Source organism: Knoellia subterranea KCTC 19937, assembly GCF_000768685.1.
Classification (GTDB): Bacteria; Actinomycetota; Actinomycetes; order Actinomycetales; family Dermatophilaceae; genus Knoellia; species Knoellia subterranea.
Genome location: NZ_AVPK01000005.1, coordinates 124,164 through 140,152, shown reverse-complemented (window position 1 = coordinate 140,152; position 15,989 = coordinate 124,164). Strand labels below are relative to the sequence as shown.

The following is a 15,989-nucleotide window of genomic DNA, read 5'->3' as shown; positions in this document are numbered from 1 at the left end:
GGAGCCGACATGGGAAGAGGCCGTCCCCCTCGCGGGAAACGGCCTCTGACCGGTGGTGGAGCCTAGGGGACTCGAACCCCTAACCCCCTGCTTGCAAAGCAGGTGCGCTACCAATTGCGCCAAGGCCCCGTGACGGCGCCTGCGCACCGCCGGGTGTTTCAGTTTGTGCTGTCCGAACCCGAACCCGAGTCGGTGGCCTCGGCCCACAGGCGCTGGTCGGCGCCCTGGGCATCGAGCTTCTTCTTGACCACGCCCGCCGTGAGAGCGGTCAGGACGACGAAGAGGACCTTCTTCACGGGGTGCACCACCTGGTGGGTCGAGGATCGGATGGTGGGCCTAAGAGGACTTGAACCTCTGGCCTCTTCCTTATCAGGGAAGCGCTCTAACCGTCTGAGCTATAGGCCCGTCGCCAATCCGGCGGCGTCACCTTCACGGCGACGCGAGAGACGAGGTTACCCCACGCTCCGCGCCACAACCAAAACGGTATGCCGGCCGGCCCGGGAACGGGAGGCGGTCGCCTCGGGCGAGCGGACGGCATACCGGAAGGTTGTGCTGGTCCACACATGGGAAACGGGTCCGGAACAAGGGAACAGTTCCCTTGTTCCGGACCCGTTTAGCGGGTGCCCCGTAAAACGTGAGGCGGATGGGGTCAGTCGTCGGTGAGGGTCAGCTGGAGACCGCCGACGAGGCTGCTCGACACGTTGTAGAGGAACGCGGCCAGCGTCGCGAGCGCCGTCATGAGGATGACGTCGATGACGCCGACGACGATCGCCAGCGAGACGACCCGGCCGAAGCCGAGGAAGTCCATGATGTCGAAGGTGTTGTCGCCCTCGGAGATGATCTGACCGACCAGGCCGTTGACCTCGTCGAAGACACCCATGCCCTTGAGGATCATCCAGAGCACGGCGACCATGACGACGCCGGCGATGCCGAGGGCCACGGACAGCAGGAACGACATCTTCATCGCCGACCACGGGTCGACGCGCGAGACGGTCAGGCGGACACGACGACCCGTGCCGCGAGGTGCGGGCGCCGGGGCCGACGCCGCCGGGCGCGGTGTCTGGTCAGCGGGCGCGCCATTCGTGAGGGCGCCGTTGGGCACCGCCTCGTTCTGCACCCGCGACAGGGGGCGCGTGGACTCGGCTGGGGAACCCGACGCCGATCGCATCGAAGTACCTGCCTGGTCTGCCGTGCTCACTCGTCGCCTCCGTCACCCTCTGCGTCGACCGCGTCGTCACCTGCGGTGACGGCCTTGTCCACCGACGGTACGCCATCGGCCGCGCCGAGGTCATCCTTCGTTCCTGTGGGTGTGGACGTGTCGGCGGCGGCCCCATCAGCGGTCTCGTCGGTCACCGGCGCACCGTCGACGGGGGACACACCCTCGGCGTCGGCCTCGGCCACCTCTTCCTCGACGGCCTTCTCGGCGTTGCGAGCGACACCGACGATGGGGTCGTTCTTGCCGGGCTTGGCGAACCAGACACCGGCCGTGTTGCGACCTGTGAGCCGGACCTCGTCGACGCGCGAGCGGACGATGTTGCCGCGCTCGAAGACGACCATGACCTCGTCGTCCTCGCTGACCGTGAGGGCACCGACGAGGTCGCCGCCCTTCTCGGTGAGCTTGGCGACGGTGACGCCCTGGATCGCGCGGCCCTTGACGGTCCACTCCGACGCCTTGGAACGCTTGGCCAGGCCCGACTCGAAGACGACGAAGACGTCGGGGTCGGTACCCTCCTCGATGACCGACATGGCCAGCAGCGAGTCGTCCCCGACAAACTTCATGCCGGTGACACCGGAGGTCGAGCGACCCATGGGGCGCAACGTCGCGTCGTCGGCGTGGAAGCGTGCCGACTTGCCCTTCTTCGAGACGAGCAGGAGGTCGTCGGTGCTCGAGGTCATGCCGGCGGCCACGAGCTCGTCCTCGTCGCGCAGGTTGACGGCGATGAGGCCACCGGTGCGCGGCGAGTCGTACTGCGACAGCGGCGTCTTCTTGACGAGGCCGTTCTTCGTCGCGAGGACGAGGTAGGGCGACTGCTCGTAGTCCTTGAGAGCCAGAACCTGGGCGATGTGCTCGTCCGGCTGGAACGCCATGATGTTCGCGACGTGCTGGCCCTTGGAGTCGCGGCCTGCGTCGGGCAGCTCATATGCCTTGGCGCGGTAGACCCGACCGAGGTTGGTGAAGAAGAGCAGCCAGTGGTGCGACGTCGTCGTGAAGAAGTGCGCCACGACGTCCTCGCCACGCAGCTGGGCACCCTTGACGCCCTTGCCGCCACGCTTCTGCGAGCGGTAGGCGTCGACCTTGGTGCGCTTGGCGTAGCCACCCCGGGTGATCGTGACGACCACGTCCTCCTCGGGGATGAGGTCCTCCATGGAGACGTCACCGTCGTAGCCGTGGATCATGGTGCGCCGCTCGTCGCCGAACTTCTCGACGATGTCGGCGAGCTCCTCGGAGACGATGGTCCGCTGACGCTCGGGCTTGGCGAGGATGTCCTTGTAGTCCTCGATCCGGGTCTGGATCGCGTCGTGCTCCTCGATGATCTTCTGGCGCTCCAGGGCCGCGAGGCGACGCAGCTGGAGGTTGAGGATCGCGCGGGCCTGGATCTCATCGACGTCGAGGAGTTCCATGAGGCCTTCGCGGGCCTCCTCGACGGTGGGGCTGCGCCGGATGAGGGCGATGACCTCGTCGAGCATGTCGAGGGCCTTGAGGTAGCCCCGCAGGATGTGGATCTCTTCTTCGGCCTTCTTGAGCCGGTAGGCCGTGCGCCGCTGGATGACATCGATCTGGTGGTCGACCCAGTGCCGGATGAACGCATCGATCGGCAGCGTGCGCGGCACCCCGTCGACGAGGGCGAGCATGTTGGCGCCGAAGTTCGTCTGGAGCTGCGTGTGCTTGTAGAGGTTGTTGAGCACGACCTTGGCGACGGCGTCACGCTTGAGCACGATGACGAGGCGCTGGCCGGTGCGTCCGGACGTCTCGTCACGGATGTCGGCGATGCCCTGGAGGCGGCCGTCCTTGACGAGCTCGGCGATCTTCTGCGCGAGGCTGTCGGGGTTGACCTGGTAGGGCAGCTCGGAGACGACGAGGCACTGGCGCCCCTGGATCTCCTCGACCTCGACGACGGCGCGCATGATGATCGACCCGCGCCCGGTCCGGTAGGCGTCCTCGATGCCGCGCTTGCCCATGATGAGCGCGCCGGTGGGGAAGTCCGGGCCCTTGATGCGGGCCATGATCTGCTCGAGCGCCTCGTCACGGCTGGCCTCGGGGTTGTCCAGCATCCACTGGGCGGCGTCGGCGACCTCGCGCAGGTTGTGCGGCGGGATCTGAGTCGCCATGCCGACCGCGATGCCGGCGGAGCCGTTGACGAGCAGGTTCGGGAAGCGCGCCGGCAGCACCGTCGGCTCGAGCGTCTTGCCGTCGTAGTTGGGGGCGAAGTCGACGGTGTCCTCGTCGATGTCGCGAACCATCTCCATCGACAGCGGCGCCATGCGGCACTCGGTGTATCGCGGCGCGGCGGCCGGGTCATCGCCCGGGCTGCCGAAGTTGCCCTGCCCCTGCACGAGCGGATAGCGCAGCGACCAGTCCTGGACGAGTCGCACCAACGCGTCGTAGATCGCGCTGTCACCGTGCGGGTGGTACTGACCCATGACGTCACCGACGACACGGCTGCACTTGTTGAACCCGCGATCGGGGCGGTAGCCGCCGTCGTACATCGCGTAGAGCACACGGCGGTGCACCGGCTTCAACCCGTCGCGCACGTCGGGCAGCGCGCGACTCACGATGACGCTCATGGCGTACTCGATGTAGCTGCGCTGCATCTCGGTGTTGAGGTCGATCGGCTCGACCCGGTCACTCTCGCCGGGCGACCGATCGTGCATCACCGATCCCAGTTCGTTGGGCGCTTCCGCGTCCTCGACACCGTTCTCGTCCGTGCCATCAATGTCGTCAGCCATCAGTTCCCTTGTCCTTCAGTGCAATTCAGGCGGCGTATGCCGCGAAGTTCAGTTCGAGCGAAAGTCGAGTCACGCCATGGCCCGGGAGTCGAGCAGCGTGCGTTTCGAACGCAACCACGCTGGGAGGGTGCCGTTCGGTGGAGCAGATGAACGTCTTGTTCGCCGCTGGCTGGGCCTGGCGGGAGCGCGGAGCGCGCTCAGCGCGCGCAGCGCGGATGGGACTGCGGCGAACAAGACGTTCGTCTGCGAGGCGACCGGACGGCATACCGATCAGATATCCAAGAAACGCACGTCGCGAGCGTTGCGCTGAATGAAGCCGCGCCGCGACTCGACGTCCTCGCCCATGAGGATCGAGAAGATCTCGTCGGCGGCGGCCGCGTCGTCGAGGGTGACCTGGAGGAGGATCCGGTTCTCGGGGTCCATCGTGGTCTCCCACAGCTCCTGGTAGTCCATCTCACCGAGACCCTTGTAGCGCTGGATGCCGTTGTCCTTCGGGAGGCGGCGACCCTTGCTCTGGCCCTCGGCGACGAGCGCGTCACGCTCGCGATCGGTGAAGGCGAACTCGTGCGCGGAGTTGCTCCACTTGAGGCGATAGAGCGGCGGCTGGGCGAGGTAGACGTAGCCGGCCTCGATGAGCGGCTTCATGAAGCGGAAGAGCAGCGTCAGCAGCAGCGTGCGGATGTGCATGCCGTCGACGTCGGCATCGGCCATGAGGACGATCTTGTGATAGCGAGCCTTCTCGAGGTCGAAGTCCTCGCCGATGCCGGTGCCGAAGGCGGAGATGAGCGCCTGGACCTCCTGGTTGGCGAGGGCCTTGTCGAGGCGGGCGCGTTCGACGTTGAGGATCTTGCCTCGGATCGGGAGGATCGCCTGCGTGTGCGGGTTGCGACCGCGGACGGCGGAACCACCGGCGGAGTCACCCTCGACAATGAAGACCTCGGAGACGGCCGGGTCCTTGGCCTGGCAGTCGCGCAGCTTGCCGGGCAGTCCGCCGGACTCCAGGACACGCTTGCGGGTGGCCTCGCGGGCCTTGCGCGCGGCCATGCGGGCGGTCGCCGCCTGGATCGCCTTGCGGACGATCTCCTTGCCCTCGTTGGGGTGGCGCTCGAGCCAGTCACCGAACGAGTCGGTCATGGCGCGCTGGACGAAGCCCTTGACCTCGGAGTTGCCGAGCTTGGTCTTGGTCTGGCCCTCGAACTGCGGCTCGCCGAGCTTGACGGAGATGACGGCGGTGAGACCCTCGCGGACGTCGTCGCCGGTGAGGTTCTCGTCCTTCTCCTTGAGCTGGTTCTGCTTGCGCGCGAAGTCGTTGATCATCTTCGTCAGCGCGGCGCGGAAGCCCTCTTCGTGGGTGCCGCCCTCGTGGGTGTTGATCGTGTTGGCGTAGGTGTGGACCGACTCGCTGTAGGCGCCGGTCCACTGCATGGCGAGCTCGAGGCTCAGGCTACGGGTCTCGTCCTCGACCTCGATGCTGATGATGTCGGGGTGGACGGGGTCGGACTTCTTGCTCGCCACGAGGTGGGTGACGTAGTCGACGATCCCGTTGTCGTAGCGGTAGGAGACGGTGCGCTTGCGCTCGTCGTTGCCCTCGACCTCGTCGGCCGCGCTCTCGTCCACGGAGTCCGCCGGGGCCTCCTCGATCCGCTCGTCGACGAGGTTGATCGTCAGGCCCTTGTTGAGGAAGGCCATCTGCTGGAAGCGGGCGCGGATCGTCTCGTAGTCGTAGGTCGTCGTCTCGAAGATGTCGCCGTCGGCCCAGAACGTGATCGTCGTGCCGGTCTCGTCGGTCGCCTCCTGCTTCTCGAGCGGGGCGACGCGCTCGCCGTGGTCGAACTCCATCCGCCACACGTGCCCGAGCTGCTTGATCTCGGCCACGACGCGGGTCGAGAGGGCGTTGACGACGGACGATCCGACGCCGTGGAGTCCACCGGAGACCTTGTATCCGCCACCGCCGAACTTGCCACCGGCGTGGAGCTGGGTGAGGACGAGCTCGACGGTGGAGATGCCGTAGGCCTCGTTCATGCCCGTCGGGATGCCACGGCCGTTGTCGGACACCCGCACTCCGCCGTCGGCGAGGAGCGTGACGTCAATCGTGTCGGCGTAGCCGGCGAGGCGCTCGTCCACCGCGTTGTCGACGATTTCCCACACGAGGTGGTGCAGGCCGCGCTCGCCGGTGGACCCGATGTACATACCGGGACGTTTGCGCACCGCTTCGAGACCCTCGAGCACCTGGATTGCAGACGCGTCGTATGCCGTGTCGTCGTCGACCGCGGACGAGCTGCGGACCGGGGCGGCCGGCGTCTCGCCGGGCGCGCTCGCGTCCGTGGGGTCGGCTCCCCCCTCGGGGCCGGTGCCGGTCGGGTCGGTCACCGCGTCTGCGGTGGTCTCCGGCGTCTCGATGCTGTTGTCGTCGGGCGTGCTCGGCACGGTGCTCCTTCAGCTGGTGTGGCTCATGCCGCGCGCCCGGGGCGGGAATTCGCCCTGGGCGCGACGTTCACCCGCAAGTTTACCCGTCAGGGCCGTCAGCGCACGCCTGTGGAGGCCCGAGAACCCACTTTTCTCGTGTTTTCACCCGTGGTCTGGACCCGGCATACGCCCCCCACCCCTCTCAGGGCGTCTGAGGCGCGTTTTCGGCTCGCCGGAAGGTCAGCGGCCGGTGGTGAAGAAGGTCCAGGTGCCGTCACTGGCGAGACCGACCCGGTAGCCGGTGTAGCCGCCGTCGTTGAGGCGCATCTGGTTCGCCGCCGCACGCGTCACGACCCCGGCCTTGATGACCTTGTCCCACTCGGCGTCGTCCTCGGCGTAGCGCTCGGAGAAGACCCGGGGCTGGATCGTGCCGTCGAAGGTCTCGGTCGGCTGCATCGTGAGCAGGGTCGCGAGCGCGACGTAGTTCTGGGGGGCGTTCGCCGTGAAGACGAGGTTCGGCGGCTTTTCGCCGGCCAGACCAGTCTGGTCGGCCTTCGCCAGGGCGATGAGGGTCGCAGCGTCACAGGCCTTGGCGGCCGCGTGGATCCGCTTGGCCTTGGCGGCAGCTGCGGCCGACATGCCGGAGGTGTTGGGCGCCGCGACCCCTGCCGCGGCGCACGACGCCTTGGTCGGGGCGGACGTCTGGCTGGGCGCAGCTGTCCCACCGGTGGTCGGCGTGGACGTGGCGCTTGGGGACGTCGTGGTGGTCACGGTGGGGCTGGCGCTCGTGGTGCTCGTCGACGGGCTGGGAGAGGACGCGTCGGTCGTGCTCGTCGAGGTCGACGGGGACGATGCCGTCGACGGTTCATCGTCGGAGCAGGCGCTCAGCGCGAGCGTCGCCAGCAGCAGTGGTGCCGCGACGCGGGTCAGGCGCGTGGACAGGACCGATCCCCGGGACATCATGCGAGCCAGCGTAACGGGAGTGACTGGTGTGACTCGGCAGCCACGCTGGGCTGTGCGACCGCCGAACACCGCCACGGTTCAGGTTTGGGCGGCGAGTGCGCGCTCGGCCACGGCGCGGACGTCGTCCGGGATGGGGACCGAGTTCCGCTGCGCCCGGTCGATGTAGACCTGCGCCCACAACCCGTGCGCCGCGATCTCGTCACTGCCCTCGGCGAACAGCCCGAACGCGAAGGTCACGCTCTTGGTGCCGATGCGCTCGACCCGCACTCCGACGTCGATCGGCTCCGGGTACGCCAGCTCCTGGTAGAAGCGGCACGACGACTCCGCCACCACCCCCAGCGTCGGCGTCGACACCTCGTCGGTCCCGGTCTCCCGGATCAACCACGCGTTGAGGACGGCGTCGAACAGCTCGTAATAGACGGCGTTGTTGAGGTGGCCGTACATGTCGTTGTCGGCCCAGCGCGTCGTCACCTGTTGGAACTCCGGGAAGTCCGACCGTCTCAGCAGGCGTGGGTCGGCGGCCGTGCCGGTGTCCGAGGTCATGGTGCTCAGGGTATGACCGGATGAAAGGTGAAGGGTCCGGAGGGTAATCAACCCTCCGGACCCTCACGTTCCCTCATGGGGAGCAAATGTGGGGGCGGGTGGGGCTCAGACCGTGTGGTCGCCGACGAGGAGGCTGGGCACGATGCCGGGCACGAGCGCGACCTCGAGCTGCGTGCCGACCGGGTGACGGACCGAGTGCGGCTGCCACGAGCGGAGGGTGGCTCCCGACGCGAGCCGGACCGTGTGCAGGACGAAGGCGCCGTGGTACTCGACCCGCGTCACCACACCCAGGGGAGGCGGCGTCAATCCGGGCACCCCGTCGGAGGACGCAACTCTCGGACGGAGGGCGACCTCGTGAGGACGCAGCACGACCTCGGCCGTCTCCACGTCGGTGCGGGTCGAGACCGGGCCGAGTTCGCACACCAAACCTGAGTCCCCGAGCGACGCGGGAAGGAAGTCCGCGTCACCCATGAACGACGCCACGAACCGACTCACCGGGCGCTCGAAAACGGCCTCGGGAGAACCGAATTGCTCGAGCACGCCGTCGCGCATGACGCCGATGCGGTCACCCACGGTGAGTGCTTCGTTCTGGTCGTGGGTCACGAGGATGGCTGTGGTCCCAGTGGCGCGCAGCACGTCGACGGTGTCCGTGCGGACCCGTGCCCGCAGCGACTCGTCGAGTGACGAGAAGGGCTCGTCGAGCAGCACGACCGCCGGCCGGGGAGCCAGCGCCCGAGCCAGGGCGATGCGCTGCTGCTCACCGCCGGACAGCTCGTGCGGATAGCGGTCGGCGACGTGCGGCAGGTGAACGAGGTCGAGGACCTCGGCGACCCGCGAGCTCTGCTCGGCGCGCGTCATCCCGTCGAGGCCGAAGCCGATGTTGTCCGCGACGCGCAGGTGCGGGAAGAGCGCGTGCTCCTGGAAGACGAGCCCGACCCGGCGCTTCTCCGGAGGAACCCACGACCCGGCGCCGGCCACGGTGTCACCACCGACGCGAACGGTTCCGGCATCGGGCCGTTCCAGTCCGGCGACGAGGCGCAGCAGCGTCGACTTGCCGCAGCCGGACGGCCCGATGAGCGCGAGGATCTCGCCCTGCTCGACGGACAGGTCGAGGCCTCGGACGGCGGGGGTCTCGGCGTACGCCTTCGCGACGCCCTCGAGGACGACGGCGGCGGTCACGGGATCACCTGCCGGTGCGGCTCGGCGAGGCGCACCTGACGGACGAGGAACCACACCGGCACGATGGCGAGCGCCACGATGAGAAGGGCGGGCAGCGCCGCCTGCTCCCAGAAGTTCTCGTTGGCCAGCTCATAGACCCACACCGACACGGTGGTGAAGCCGAAGGGACGCAGGAGCAGCACGAGGGGCAACTCTTTCACGGCATCGACGGCGACGAGGACGAGTGCCACGGCGATGCCCGACCGCGACATGGGCAGGTGGACGCGGCGCAGCACCCGCAGCGGCGAGGCGCCCAGCGAGAAGGCCGAGTTCGTGACCGACGGAGAGATCGTGGCGAAGCTGGCGTCGACTGCTTGGTATGCCGGCGCCAGGAACCTCACGACGTAACTCGCCAGAATGCCCAGGACCGAACCGGTGATGACGAGCCCCGTTCCACCCGGCACCCCGGCTGCCTCGAGCCATCGATCGAGAGCCGCGAAGGAGACAAGGACGCCGATACCGATCACGGCGCCCGGCACGGCATACCCGAAAGTCGTCAACTGTGCGGCCGCGCGGGCGAGGCGACCACCGGTCATGCGCACCCCGTGCGTGAGCAGCAGCGCGAGGGCGACGCACGCGAGCGCCGCGAGCACCGCCATCACGGCGCTGTTGGTGAGGTTCGTGGCGAAGCGCTGCGTCGACAGCGTCGATGAGTCGGCCACCGTCGCGGTGACCGCCCACCACAGCAACTGGACGACCGGGAGGACGAACCCGGCGGCGAGCACACCGGCCGACGCGGCAAAGGCCCACCAGCGGGCCGCCCCCTGCAGCACGGTCGGCGCCGCGGGCGGGCGGTGCGAGCCGCGCGCGTCATAGCGCGCGCCGCCACGCAGGAGTCGTTCGGCGGTCAGGACGAGGACCGCGAAGCCGAGCACGAGCACGGACAGTTGGGCGGCCGACGCGAAGTCGAACGTGCCCTTCCAGGTGAGATAGACACCGACCGAGACGGTGCGCACCCCGAAGTACTGAACGGTGGCGAAGTCGGTCAGCGTCTCCATCATGACGACGGCGAGGCCACCGGCCAGGGCCGGGCGCGCGAGGGGGAGGAGCACCTGGCGGAACGCCCGCCACGGTGAGGCGCCGAGCATGCGCGCCGCGTCCCACGTCGCCTGCCCCTGACCGCGAAAGGCCGCTCGGGACAACAGATACACGTAGGGATAGAGGGTGAGGGTCAGGACGACCGGGGCACCCATCCACCCCGACAGCACCTCGACGAGACCGGACCCACCGAACACCGACCGCGACGCCCGCGCCGGCGCACCGGCCGGTCCGAACGTCGAGAGGAAGAGGAAGCCGAGCACATAGGCCGGCATGGCCAGGGGCAGGACGAGCATCCACGAGAAGAGGCGACGTCCGGGGAAGTCATAGGCCGTGACGAGCCAGGCCAACCCGACGCCGAGGACAGTCGTGCCGAGTCCGACGAGCGCCAGCAGAGCCACGGTCTGCACGACCATCGAGCCGAGGTCACCGGGCAGTTTGAGCGACCCGGCCGACGCGAGCGCCTGAACGAGCACCGACACCACCGGCACCGACACGATGACGGCGATGAGCACGACGACTGCGGACCAGCGCGGCCGACCTGCTCCGGTGACTCGGGGTGTGCGCGACCCGGCTCGCGAGCCCGTTGGGTTCTCGCGAGCCTCATCGATCCGGCTCGGGAGGGTCACCCCGGCTCGCGAGCCGATTCGATGGCGGTCCTGGTGACCGGACCGATCACTTGTAGCCGGCCTCGGACAGCAGCTTGACCGCGTCGGCGTTCTTGGAGCCGTAGGCCTCGGCGGAGAGCGGCATGCGTGTGAACTCGCCGAACTCGGCGATGACCGGCTCGGGCTTCACCGACTCGTTGACGGGGTACTCGTGGTTGCCGTCGACGAACGAGCTCTGGCCCTTGGTCGCGAGCCACTCGATGAGCTGCTGCGCCTGGGCGGCGTTGTCGGAGGTCTTGACGACGCCCGCGCCGGAGATGTTGACGTGCGTGCCAGCACCCGCCTGCGAGGCCCAGAACGGCGTGACCTTGAGGTTGGCGTTCTTCTTGAGCTCGCGGGCGAGGTAGTAGTGGTTGGTGATGCCGACGTCGCACGTGCCGGCGTCGATCGCCTTGAGCAGCTCGACGTCGTTGGACTTGATGTCGACGTTGTTGGCGACCCAGCCCTTGACCGTGGCGAGCGTCTTGTCGTAGCCGTCGAGCCCGATGAGGCTGGCGACGAGGCTCTGCGTGTAGGCCGAGGTGGAGTCGCGCATGCAGAGGCGGTCCTTCCACTTCGGGTCGGCGAGGCCGGCGTAGGTGCTCGTCGCGTCGAAGTCGGTCGGCTTGACCTTGTCGGGGTTGTACATCGTGGTGCGCGCACGCATGGCGAGGCCGAACCACTGGTTGCCGCTGTCGCGCAGGTCGGCGGGGACGGCGTCGGCGAGCGCGGCGGACTCGATCGGCTTGAGGACGCCCTCCTGCCCGGCATTCCACAGCGCACCGGCGTCGACCGTCATGAAGACGTCGGCCTCACCATCAGCGGCCTCGGCCTTGATCCTCTGGAGCAGCTCGGCGTCACTGCCCGAGATGAACTCGACGGTGATGCCGGTCTCGTCCTGGAACTCCTTGAACGCGCCCTCGAGGTCATAGTGCCGCGCGCTGTAGATCTGCAGGTCGGCGTTGCTGCCACCGATGCCGAGCACGCCGCAGCCGGCGAGCGGGAGAGTGACGGACAGGGCGGCGGCACCGGCGAGGGCGACACGCGTGAAGCGAGGAGAGGGCACGAGGACTCCTGGTCGGGGTGACGCTGACCTGTGCATTCTGTCGGAGTTAGGTAAGCCTGTCCAAATCCCTCTATCATCTGCGCCTGTGACCACTGTTGCCGCCACGCCGAACCGGGTCGCCCTCGTGGGCCGACTGCGGTCCTTCGGCGATGCTGTCGCGCTGCGGTGGGCGGGCCGGTCCGGTCTCGAGACCATGTCGTATGCCGTCCTCGCCGGTCGCGTGGACGAGCGCCGGACCGCGCTGGGTCGGGTTCCCCGGCTCGTGCTGCTCGAGGCGAGCAACGACGTCGAGTCGATCGTGACCCTGCTCGCCGCCCTGTCCGGCGGCCACCCCGTCCTCCTGTGTGCGCCAACGGAAGCCCAAGGTTCCGGTGGGGCGCACGAGGCCGGCGCGTCGGCGTGGTGGGAGTCGTGGAACCCCGACGTCATCGCCCGCGGGGAGGTCCTCGAGGAGCGGCGTCCGGGCACGGCCCACGACCTCCACCCCGACCTGGCCCTGCTCATGTCGACGTCCGGCAGCACCGGATCGCCGAAGCTCGTCCGGCTGAGCGGCGACAACCTCGACTGCAACTCCGGCCAGATCGTCGACGCCCTCGGCATCACGGCCGACGACGTCGCAGCGACGACGCTGCCGCTCCAGTACTGCTATGGCCTCTCCGTCGTGCTGAGTCACTTGTCCGTCGGGGCCTCGGTGCTCCTCACCGACCTCTCCGTCGTCGACACGTGCTTCTGGGAGGCGTTCCGCAAGGCGGGTGGCACGATCCTGGCCGGCGTGCCCTACACGTACGACCTGCTCGAGGCGGCGGGCTTCGCCTCGATGGACCTGCCGCGTCTGCGCCTCCTCACCCAGGCCGGCGGGCGGATGGACCCGGTGACCGTGCGGCGGTGGGCCGAGCTCGGCGCCGACCGCGGGTTCGAGCTCGCCGTCATGTACGGCCAGACCGAGGCCACCGCCCGGATGGCCACTCTCCCAACGCATTTGGCCGCGACCCATCCCTCCGCGATCGGTGTCGCGGTGCGCGGGGGAGCGTTCCGCCTCGATCCCGTGGACGGTGCTCCCGCCCGTGTCGGCGAGCTCGTCTACAGCGGTGGCAACGTCATGTTGGGCTACGCCGAGGTGCCCGCGGACCTCGCGCGGGGAGCCGAGGTCAGCGAACTCCGCACCGGCGACCTCGCCCGCTTCGACGCCGACGGACTCGTCGAGATCGTCGGCCGCCGCAGTCGCTTCGCCAAGGTCTGCGGCCTGCGCATCGACCTCGATCGGGTCGAGAGCGGACTCGCTGACGGTGGGCGGACGGCATACGTGATGGACGGCGGTGACCGCCTCCTCGTCGCGCTCGCGACACCGGGTGGGGACGTCACCGCGGTGCGCCGCGAGGTGAGTGAGAGGTATGCCGTCCCGCGCGCGGCCGTCGTGGTCACCGAGGTGACCGACGTGCCGCGGACCGCCTCGGGCAAGGTCGACCGACCCGCGCTCGCTGCGCTGGTCGACGCGTTCGGTGACCCGACCTGCCCCACCCCCGATCGACTCAGTGCCCCGGGTGGACACGTCTCGCCGGCCGAAGGCCCGCTCGGGGTGTCCCACCGGGGCAATCAGTCGGGGGAGGCGATCCGGGCACTCTTCGCCGACCTGCTCGACCGCCCCGACGCGACGCTCGACGACTCGTTCGTCACCCTGCGCGGGGACTCGCTGTCCTACGTCGAGGCCTCGGTGCGGCTCGAGGGCCTGCTCGGCACCCTGCCGGCGTCCTGGCACACGCGCCCGATCCGCGAGCTCGTCGCGGCGCCCACCGAGGAGGCGCCCACCTCGCGCTGGCCCGAGTGGCTGCGTGGCCGGACGCTCGAGACGTCCGTCGTGCTGCGTGGACTGGCGATCGCGATCATCGTCCTGACCCACGCCGGGGTCCTCGAGGTGCGCGGTGGGGCGCACATGCTGCTCGCGGTCGCCGGCTACGCCTTCGCCCGGTTCCAACTGTCGGGGGAAGGCCGGGTCGGGCGAGTGAGCCACATCCTGGAGTCGGTCACCCGGATCGCGGTGCCCAGCGCGGTGTGGATCGGGGTGCTGACCCTCGTCGACGAGCGGTATTCCTGGTGGAACCCGGCCCTGCTCACCTCGATCGGTGGCAGCAACGTCCACCCGCAGTGGCGCTACTGGTTCATCGAGGCCGTCGTCCACCTCCTCGTCGGACTCGCCGTCCTGCTGAGCATCCCCGCCATCGACCGGCTCGAGCGGGCACGGCCCTTTGCCCTTCCGGTGGGGCTCGCGGTCCTGGGGCTCGTCTTCCGGTACGGGCTCATCGACGTCGGGTCGCACCACGAGCACGGTCGACCTCTTGTCGTCCTGTGGCTCTTCGTCCTCGGCTGGGCCATGGCCCGCGCTGAGGTGCGGTGGCAACGGTGGCTGCTCACGGCATACATCGGTCTCGTCGTCCCCGGATTCTTCGGTGACCCGGAGCGGGAGGCGACGATCGCCGTCGGGCTGCTCGTCCTCCTCTGGGTGCGGTCGGTGCGGGTGCCCGCGTTCGTCGTGCCGCTGGTCGTGCCGATCGCGTCGGCGTCACTCTTCATCTACCTCGTCCAGTGGGAGGTGATGGGTCGCGTCGGCTACACCCCGCTCGGTGCCGTCGTCGCGATCTTCACCGGCTGGATCGCCTGGCGCGGCGCCGCACCGCTCGTCGAGCCACTGGCCCGGTGGGTCGGAGCTCAGGCCTCGAGGGTCCTGTCGAAAAGCTCGCGCACCGTGGTGGGAAGCGCCGGTTCCTGAAGGGTGAGGTCCAGCGGCGGGGCCTCGCAGCTCACGCCGTAGCAGAAGCGGTCCGGCTGCTGCGTCCCACCCGCGAACTCCCGCAGCCGCGGCTCGGGTCCCGCCAGAAGGCTGCGCCAGGCCAGGGCGTCGATCTCGGGCAGCTCGTCGAGGACGACGGTACGTTCGCGCGTGATGCCGGCGAAGCCTCCGGTGCGGCGCACCTGCACCTGCTGCGGTCCGGTCGCCGGGTCGGGAACCGTGTCCGGGTTCGCGGAGGGGTGCGGGGTGGGAGCCGCGGCGTCGGTGACCCCGACTTCCTGCCAGGCCGATCGCACGGCTGCGACCTCGGCCGAGTCCGCACCGTGGAGCCCTTCGGCCGCCGCCTCGGTGAGCGCGGCGAAGGTCGCGAAGTCGCAATCAGCCTTGATGTCGCCGGTGATCGCGGCGTACCAGATCGCACCCGCCACCTCCCACGCGTTGCCACCCAGCGTGGTCGCGACGAGGTGGAACGCGCGGTTGGGGATGCCCGAGTTGATGTGGACGCCACCGTTGTCGTCGTCGGTGACGACGAAGTCACGCATGTGGCCGGGCTGCGGGTCCTTGCCCAGACGCGGGTCGTCGTAGGCCGTGCCCGGCGCCTTCATCGAACGCAGCCCGACCCCCTTGACCCCGGGCGCCAGCAGTTCGGCACCGATGAGCCAGTCCGACTGCTCCGCGCTCTGGCCGAGGGCCCGCTGCTTGACGAGGACCCCGAAGACGTCGGAGATGTGCTCGTTGAGCGCACCGGCCTGGTCCTGGTAGACGAGCCCCGACGTGAATTGCGTGACGCCGTGCGCCAACTCGTGCCCGATGACGTCGAGACTGCGCGTGAACCCGAGGAACACCTGCCCGTCGCCATCACCGAACACCATCTGCGTCCCGTCCCAGAACGCGTTGTCGTAGTCGCGGCTGTAGTGCACCGTCGCGATCAGGCCGAGTCCGCGGTCGTCGAGAGAATTGCGTCCGTATGCCGCGTGCCAGAGTTCCCAGGTAGCGCCCAGTCCGTCGTAGGCCTCGTTCACCGCGGTGTCGTCCGTGGCCGGGGCACCCTCCGCGCGCACCTGGGTGCCGGGCAGGGTCGTGCCGTGCTCGGCGTCATGGACGATCCGGTTCGGCGCCTCGGTCGTCGAGCGGGTGGCGCTGCGACTCACGCGTCGCGCATCGGCACGGAGGGTGTGCTCGCGGGCGTGCTGGTCGTAGCGGAGCGCGTCGAGGCGAAGTGTTTCGCGGGCCCGCTCCTCGAGGTGCGGCTCACCCGACGTCGCGAGTGCCTGCAACACGTAGGGCGGCACGATCCCGCACCGCACCGGAGTCGTGGCGTGCGGTCGCATCGGCTCGGGACGGGGGGCGGGTGGTGTCGTCATGACTCCATCCT

General features: G+C 69.1%; 11 protein-coding genes and 2 tRNA genes. 1 reads left to right on the top strand and 12 read right to left on the bottom strand.

The genetic code is table 11. From position 1 onward, the window contains the following. Positions 1-53: 53 nt before the first annotated feature. The 11 genes from N803_RS10115 to N803_RS10070 all read right to left on the bottom strand — a co-directional run bounded on the left by N803_RS10115 (position 54) and on the right by N803_RS10070 (position 11,829). A tRNA-Ala gene (locus N803_RS10115) sits at positions 54-129 on the bottom strand. A gap of 29 nt (positions 130-158) precedes the next feature. Next, positions 159-296 carry a DLW-39 family protein gene (locus N803_RS18540; RefSeq protein ID WP_169743075.1) on the bottom strand — a complete coding sequence of 46 codons (138 nt, stop codon included), beginning with the start codon at positions 294-296 and terminating at the stop codon, positions 159-161. Positions 297-328: 32 nt separating this feature from the next. After that, positions 329-405 (bottom strand) — tRNA-Ile (locus N803_RS10110). Between the two features lie 244 nt (positions 406-649). Then, positions 650-1,198, bottom strand: coding sequence for a DUF3566 domain-containing protein (locus N803_RS10105; protein WP_035904815.1), 549 nt, complete (start codon positions 1,196-1,198; stop codon positions 650-652). Beyond that, positions 1,195-3,873 carry a DNA gyrase subunit A gene (gene gyrA, locus N803_RS10100; RefSeq protein ID WP_035905076.1) on the bottom strand — a complete coding sequence of 893 codons (2,679 nt, stop codon included), beginning with the start codon at positions 3,871-3,873 and terminating at the stop codon, positions 1,195-1,197. Before gyrA ends, N803_RS10105 begins: the two co-directional genes overlap by 4 nt. Before the next feature lie 345 nt (positions 3,874-4,218). Next, positions 4,219-6,318 carry a DNA topoisomerase (ATP-hydrolyzing) subunit B gene (gyrB, locus tag N803_RS10095; protein ID WP_084764397.1) on the bottom strand — a complete coding sequence of 700 codons (2,100 nt, stop codon included), beginning with the start codon at positions 6,316-6,318 and terminating at the stop codon, positions 4,219-4,221. A 276-nt stretch (positions 6,319-6,594) separates the two neighbouring features. Further along, the gene (locus N803_RS10090; RefSeq protein WP_035904809.1) at positions 6,595-7,317 is read right to left on the bottom strand and encodes a hypothetical protein; all 723 of its coding nucleotides are present in this window, start codon (positions 7,315-7,317) and stop codon (positions 6,595-6,597) included. A gap of 78 nt (positions 7,318-7,395) precedes the next feature. Then, entirely contained in the window at positions 7,396-7,860 is a 465-nt protein-coding gene (locus tag N803_RS10085; protein WP_052112140.1) for an acyl-CoA thioesterase, read from the bottom strand. A 105-nt stretch (positions 7,861-7,965) separates the two neighbouring features. Next, positions 7,966-9,039, bottom strand: a complete 1,074-nt coding sequence (locus N803_RS10080; protein WP_035904807.1) for an ABC transporter ATP-binding protein — start codon at positions 9,037-9,039, stop codon at positions 7,966-7,968. Next, complete coding sequence (locus tag N803_RS10075; protein ID WP_052112139.1) at positions 9,036-10,745, bottom strand: ABC transporter permease; 1,710 nt, start codon at positions 10,743-10,745, stop codon at positions 9,036-9,038. The genes N803_RS10080 and N803_RS10075 overlap by 4 nt, the downstream gene beginning before the upstream one ends. 46 nt (positions 10,746-10,791) lie before the next feature. Continuing rightward, positions 10,792-11,829 carry an extracellular solute-binding protein gene (locus N803_RS10070; RefSeq protein WP_052112138.1) on the bottom strand — a complete coding sequence of 346 codons (1,038 nt, stop codon included), beginning with the start codon at positions 11,827-11,829 and terminating at the stop codon, positions 10,792-10,794. Between the two features lie 85 nt (positions 11,830-11,914). Between N803_RS10070 and N803_RS10065 the strand changes: the two genes are divergently transcribed. After that, positions 11,915-14,593: an AMP-binding protein gene (locus N803_RS10065; RefSeq protein ID WP_052112137.1), complete on the top strand. Its 2,679-nt coding sequence runs from the start codon at positions 11,915-11,917 to the stop codon at positions 14,591-14,593. On the opposite strand, the gene N803_RS10060 is transcribed toward N803_RS10065, so the two are convergent. After that, on the bottom strand, positions 14,533-15,978 hold the full coding sequence (locus N803_RS10060) for a protealysin inhibitor emfourin (protein ID WP_245617156.1): 1,446 nt from the start codon (positions 15,976-15,978) through the stop codon (positions 14,533-14,535). The genes N803_RS10065 and N803_RS10060 overlap by 61 nt on opposite strands. Positions 15,979-15,989 lie beyond the last annotated feature (11 nt).

Coding starts and splice junctions, on each gene's coding strand:
- gyrA (WP_035905076.1), bottom strand. CDS start 3,873: ATGCACGATCGGTCGCCCGGCGAGAGTGACCGGGTCGAGCCGATCGAC.
- N803_RS10090 (WP_035904809.1), bottom strand. CDS start 7,317: ATGATGTCCCGGGGATCGGTCCTGTCCACGCGCCTGACCCGCGTCGCG.
- N803_RS10085 (WP_052112140.1), bottom strand. CDS start 7,860: ATGACCTCGGACACCGGCACGGCCGCCGACCCACGCCTGCTGAGACGG.
- N803_RS10060 (WP_245617156.1), bottom strand. CDS start 15,978: ATGACGACACCACCCGCCCCCCGTCCCGAGCCGATGCGACCGCACGCC.